Annotated in this window: 4 protein-coding genes; all 4 read left to right on the top strand. The window is 33.6% G+C overall.

The features are described 5' to 3' along the window. Positions 1-3,400 (top strand): T9SS type B sorting domain-containing protein (locus tag WH52_RS02735; protein WP_143592023.1); only part of this gene is annotated, 3,400 nt, incomplete at its 5' end. Between the two features lie 11 nt (positions 3,401-3,411). Continuing rightward, the gene (locus WH52_RS02730; protein ID WP_086029375.1) at positions 3,412-4,392 is read left to right on the top strand and encodes a PorP/SprF family type IX secretion system membrane protein; all 981 of its coding nucleotides are present in this window, start codon (positions 3,412-3,414) and stop codon (positions 4,390-4,392) included. 66 nt (positions 4,393-4,458) lie between these two features. Continuing rightward, positions 4,459-5,277 carry a 23S rRNA pseudouridine(2604) synthase RluF gene (gene rluF / locus WH52_RS02725; protein WP_086029374.1) on the top strand — a complete coding sequence of 273 codons (819 nt, stop codon included), beginning with the start codon at positions 4,459-4,461 and terminating at the stop codon, positions 5,275-5,277. A 70-nt stretch (positions 5,278-5,347) separates the two neighbouring features. After that, positions 5,348-6,478: a tRNA guanosine(34) transglycosylase Tgt gene (gene tgt, locus WH52_RS02720; RefSeq protein WP_086029373.1), complete on the top strand. Its 1,131-nt coding sequence runs from the start codon at positions 5,348-5,350 to the stop codon at positions 6,476-6,478. Positions 6,479-6,494: the final 16 nt, after the last annotated feature.

Raw genomic sequence — 6,494 nt, 5'->3', positions numbered from 1 at the left:
AGCAGATACTTATACGGTAAGAGTTTACGATATAGATTCGACACCGAACTGTTCAGAAGTTAAGACTATTGATATCTTAGACGCTGTAAGACCAAACTTTACAGCAACTCCAGTGAATAGTATTTGTAGTGGTAGTGATTCAGGTATTATTCGTATTGTAACAAATGACAATGGTATTTTACCAGTTACTTATACAATAACGCCAGTAGCAGGAACTTGGAACGCAGCTACTAATAGCTTTGAAGGATTACCACCAAACACATATTCAGTAGTTGGTAGAGGAGCTAATGAATGTACTACAACTGTAACTAATTTAGTGATTACAGAGTTTAATCCTATTGTAGTTCCAACTCCAGTAGTAAATGAATTTGGATGTACAACTGCAAATAATACAAATAATGCAACAATTACAATTCCAAATTCAGGAGCAAACTTAATTGCAGGTGGAAGTGGTAACTATGTTCGTATTGTATTTACAGATACTAAAGGAACACCAGCTACAGGAGATGATGAAATTGTTCAAGATGGAACAAGTTTAATATTTACATCTACTGAAAAAGCAGGAAGTAGTTACCTAATTACTGTATACGATGATGCGGGTTGTACAGGAACAGCAACAGCTACTATTGCACCATTTGCTGAATTAACAGCTGTTAATATTGTAGTAAATAAAGAAATTGATTGTGCAACAGGAGAAGATATTACTGTGACTTATACTTCAACAAATCCAATAGTAGCACCAGCAACAATTACGTATACAGTAAGTAGAGCCGGAGGTGGATTTACACCACAAACTAATGGGACAGGAGTATTTACTAATTTACCAACAGGAACATATACAGTAGCAGTAACAAATACTGGTACAGGTTGTGTGCTTGAAACTTCTCATCTAGTAGATGATGCACCGACATTTAACTTAAATATTAATAAGTTAAGCAATGTTACTTGTTTAGGAAGTAATACAGGAAGCCTTTCATTTGAATTTGCGAGTGCTACTCCATATATAGGTAATTACGATTATGAAGTATTCTTGTCTAACGGAACAAGTGCAGGAATTACTGGTAACGATGTAAGTGGATTAACTACAGTTACAGGATTAGCGGCAGGAACATACTACGTTCGTTTAACGATGGATGATAGCCCATTCTGTCCAGTTCAATCTACAGAAATAACTATTGATGCACCAGCAACTGCATTAACTGTAAGTACAGATACAACTTTAATTAGCTGTGTTGGACCAAATACAGGAGAAGTAGTAATTACAGCAGCAGGTGGTTGGGGTAGTTATCAATATCGATTAGAAAAAGTAGGAAATGCTACTCCAATTCAAGACTTTGGTAATAACAGAACTATTACAGGTTTAGATGCAGGAGATTATATTGCAAGTGTACAAGATGCTAACGGATGTATTGTTACAGATAATTTTACCTTATCTGATCCAACACCAATAGTGGCTACACATTCTGTGGTAACTAATATGTGTAATGGGCAAGCATTAGCAACCATTACAGTTGATACAGTTACAGGAGGTCAAGGTACACCACCTACATATACTTATGTATTGGTTTATCCTGATGGAACAGAATCAGCAAATCAATCATCTAATCAGTTTACAGATTTATCAGAAGGAACTTATTCAGTAATAATTTACGACGGATATTCTTGTAGAGGAAATATCAATGATATTATAATAACTGATCCAACTAAAGTTATAGCAACTGCAGCAATAACAAGTGGAATCACTTGTACTGCTCCACAAGCTACGATTGAAGTTACAGGAGCTGGAGGTTCAGGAGTTTACGAATTCAGTAACGATGGAACTAATTGGCAAACAAGTAATACATTTAACGCAGGGGCAGGTCAACACCAATTCTATGTTAGAGATAACAGATTATGTGTTTCTGAATCAACAGTAGTAACAGTAGATCCGCTAGTACCATTAACAGCTACATTAAATGTTATTTCAGGATTCATTACTTGTAACGGAGATACAAACGGAGTACTTTCTGCTACAGCTCAAGGAGGACTAGGAAACTATCAATATGAATTACTTGATGCTGCGGGTACAGTAGTACAACCAATTCAAAGTGATAATACGTTTACTAATATTGGAGCAGGTACTTATAGAATTAGAGTAACTAGTAGAGATTGTACTTTTGAAACAAGTGAACATACACTTACAGAACCAGATGCTTTACAGTTACGTTATACAAGTACACCAATATCTTGTAACGGTTCTAGAGATGCAACAATTACATTAGATGCTGAAGGAGGTACAGGAAATTATGTATATAGAATTAGTACTGAACCTATTAAATTCCAAAGAGATCCAGTATTTAGAGGAATTGCACCTGGTACATATCAATTGAGGGTTCAAGATGAGAACGGATGTTTTGAAGATATAGAAGTATCAATTATAGAACCACCATTATTAGAAGCTTCTGTAGGAACTATAACGCAACAAGTATGTATTTCAAATCCAAGTCCAACATTTACGTTAGATATTCAAGGAGGTACAGCACCTTACTTTACAAGTATTAATGGAGGACCATTTGTACAAGATAAAGTTAGTTTTGGAGCTGCTGATGGAATACAACATGGAACTACCTATGTAATATTAGTTCGTGACGATAGAGGATGTACAACAACTCCAGTAGTAGTATCGTTAGATAGAGCAGTAGATTTACAATTAGCGGTAGAAACAACTTACGAATGTTCTGGAGAAGCAGTTGTAACAGCAACAGTTGCTGATGAATATAAAGATGAAGTTGTGTATACAATTTACGGAGCTACTTCAGGAAGTAACGATACAGGTATATTCAGAAATGTAACTCCAGGTCAAGGTTATAGAATTGAAGTAACTCATGTACCATCAAATTGTGAGTCTATAAGCAATAGTTTTGATGTTGATGACGTTAGACCATTAGAAATGACTATTGATGATTCTCAAAAGAACTTATTAATAGCGAATGTATCAGAAGGAATACCTCCATATGAGTTTAGTGTTGATGGTGGTGACTTTGGTCCAGAAAATGAATTTACAATCTTAGAAACTAGAGATTATACAATAACAGCAAGAGATTCTAGAGGATGTGAAATTACATTAACAGTAAGAGGTGTATATGTTTCTATTGAAATACCTAATTACTTTACACCAGACGGTGATGGAGAAAATGATTACTGGTATCCAACAGAAGTAGAAAGTTACCATGAGTTAGAAGTGTTTATTTATGATAGATATGGAAGACAATTGGCAAATTTCAAAGGAAATCAACAAGGATGGGATGGACTTTACGAAGGTAAACCATTACCAACAGGAGATTATTGGTATACTCTTTATTACAAAGAGTTATCTGGACAAAGAAAGAAGTTGATGGGTCATTTCACATTATATAGATAATTCCCCCAAATATGAAGAGAGTAATTTTTTTAATAATAATATGTTTAAGCAGTGTAAAACTGCATTCACAAGAGGTTGAATTACCTCAATATGTAAGTCATTTAGCAGACAATCCATTCCTAATATCTCCAACATATGCAGGTATTGGGTCTGGACTCCAAATAAGACTAAATGGAGTAAGCCAATGGATAGGTGTAAAAAACGCACCAAACACGCAGTCGTTAACTGTTGAAGCACGATTAGCAGAAAGATTTGGAGGTGGTATTACTGTTTTTAATGATAAAAATGGATTTACATCTCAAAGAGGAGCAAGACTTTCGTTAGCAAGTCACTTAATTTTAAGTGATTTTCATGATAGCTTTTTATCATTTGCATTAACCTATAGTTTTACACAATTTGGAGTTGATACTAGTGAGTTTTCTAATAACACAAATCCTACAGGAAGTCCAATAGGATCACCACAAAATTTACCAAGTATTTCTAGTAATACATCTAATTTTGATGTTGGTATGTTATACCGTTATGAAAAATTTAGTATTAGTGCAAACGTGTTAAATTTATTAGATAGAAAAATCGAAAGATTTGATCCTTCAGAGCCAACTACATTAAGAAAGTATACGTTATTTACATCGTATATTTTTAGAAAAATAAGTAGAGAGGTAGAAGTAGAACCGTCTATGTTTGTTGAATATCGTGAATTTGATAAACGTTCTAGAACCGATATGAATGTTAAAGTTCGTAAGGGAATTAGAGATGGTTATATTTGGGCTGGTGTTAGTTATACTTTCTTAAATGATCAGTTTTTTCAACCAAATGCTATCGCACCTTTATTTGGTTTGAAGAAAAGAAATTTATATGTTTCGTACGGATTTAGTATAACAACTAATAAGATTCAAGACTTCAACTACGGAACACATATGATTACCTTAGGTTTTGATTATGATCGTAGACCAAGTTTAGCAAGATGTACTCAAAAAATGATGATGTTCTAAGAGCAATTAAATAAAATGTAGAAAATCCTCAAGTGAATGCTTGAGGATTTTCTTTTCTTTGTACCAATGGAAAAAGTAAACAATCAATCTATAAACCTTAACAAGTACATAAGTAGTACAGGCATTTGTTCTCGTAGAGAAGCAGAACGGTTTATTACTGAAGGGAGAGTAACGATAAATGGAAAACCAACTCAATTAGGTAATAGAGTTTACGAAGGAGATGTTGTTAAAATAGATGGAAAACCACTAAGAGCGAAACCAAAAACAATTTACATAGCATTGAATAAACCTGTAGGAATTGTTTGTACTACCGATAATAAAGAGCGAAAAAATATTGTAAAATTTGTTGGCCATCCACAACGTTTATTTCCAATTGGTAGATTAGATAAACCTTCCGAAGGATTGATTTTTTTAACCAATGATGGAGATATCGTCAACAAAATTTTACGAGCAGGAAACAACCACGAAAAAGAATATATTGTAAGTGTAGATAAACCCATTACCGAACGATTTATAAAAAGAATGAGTAACGGAATTCCTATTTTAGGAACTGTTACTAAGAAGTGTAAAGTTGAAAAACTATCTGAAAAAACGTTTAAAATAATTTTAGTTCAAGGATTGAATCGACAAATTCGAAGAATGTGTGAATATTTAGATTACGAAGTAACTAAATTAAAACGTACTCGAATTATGAATGTTTCTTTAGGAAAATTAAAAATAGGTGAATGGCGTGAGTTAACAGAACAAGAAATGAAGGAAATTAACCGATTAGTTTCTAGTTCATCGAAAACAGAAGAAGCTTCAAAAACTTCAACAAAACCTAAAGAAAACAAACCTAAAAGAACTGATTTTCGTTCAAAATTCGGAAGAAAAAGAAGATCATAAGAGCTAATTATAAGAAACTTTTAACGCTCAGTTTTTATACATTAAACATACATACGTATCTTTGCCAACTATGCAATTTGAATTAAAAACGAACGACCCAAAAAGTAAAGCAAGAGCTGGGGTTATTACTACAGATCATGGTACAATAGAAACACCTATTTTTATGCCAGTAGGTACTGTAGGTACTGTAAAAGGAGTACATCAATCAGAATTAAAAGATGAGATCAATCCAGATATCATCTTAGGAAATACATATCACTTATACTTACGTCCTCAAACCAAAATTCTAGAAGAAGCTGGTGGTTTACACAAGTTTATGAATTGGGATCGTAATATTTTAACCGATAGTGGAGGTTATCAAGTATACTCATTATCCGGTAGAAGAAAAATTAACGAAGAAGGAGTAAAATTCAAGAGTCATATCGACGGTTCTACACATTTTTTTACACCAGAAAATGTAATGGAAATTCAACGTTCTATTGGAGCTGATATTATTATGGCTTTTGATGAATGTACGCCATATCCATGTGACTACGGATACGCAAAGCGTTCTATGCATATGACACATCGTTGGTTAAAACGTTGTGTAAATCATTTAGAAAAGGTACCACCTAAATATGGATATAATCAAACTTTATTTCCAATTGTACAAGGTAGTACGTATACTGACTTAAGAAAAGAATCAGCAGAATTTATTGCTTCAGTAGGAGCAGAAGGAAATGCTATCGGAGGACTTTCTGTAGGTGAACCAGCAGAAGAAATGTATGCTATGACCGATGTTGTTTGTAGCATTTTACCAGAAGATAAACCAAGATATTTAATGGGAGTAGGAACCCCAATTAATATTTTAGAAAATATAGCTTTAGGAGTAGATATGTTCGATTGTGTAATGCCAACGCGTAATGCACGTAACGGAATGTTATTTACCGCTCATGGAAGCATCAATATTAAAAATAAAAAGTGGGAAAACGATTTTTCTCCAATTGATGAAATGGGAATTACTTGGGTAGACACTATGTACTCGAAAGCCTATTTACGTCATTTATTTGCTGCAAGAGAAATGTTAGGTAAGCAAATAGCTTCAATTCATAACTTAGGATTTTATTTATGGCTAACTCGTGAAGCAAGAAAGCATATTATTGCTGGTGATTTTGCTGAGTGGAAAGATAAGATGGTAAAACAAATGAATAAACGTTTATAATTTAATATAGTTTAGT

The organism is Tenacibaculum holothuriorum, from assembly GCF_002120225.1.
In the GTDB taxonomy this organism is placed as follows: domain Bacteria; phylum Bacteroidota; class Bacteroidia; order Flavobacteriales; family Flavobacteriaceae; genus Polaribacter; species Polaribacter holothuriorum.
Note: the sequence above shows the minus strand (reverse complement) of the source record. Positions and strands in the feature narration are given on the sequence as shown.

Bases quoted from the DNA above. Each gene is read 5' to 3' on its own strand.
- WH52_RS02730 (WP_086029375.1), top strand. From the start codon at position 3,412: ATGAAGAGAGTAATTTTTTTAATAATAATATGTTTAAGCAGTGTAAAA.
- rluF (WP_086029374.1), top strand. From the start codon at position 4,459: ATGGAAAAAGTAAACAATCAATCTATAAACCTTAACAAGTACATAAGT.
- tgt (WP_086029373.1), top strand. From the start codon at position 5,348: ATGCAATTTGAATTAAAAACGAACGACCCAAAAAGTAAAGCAAGAGCT.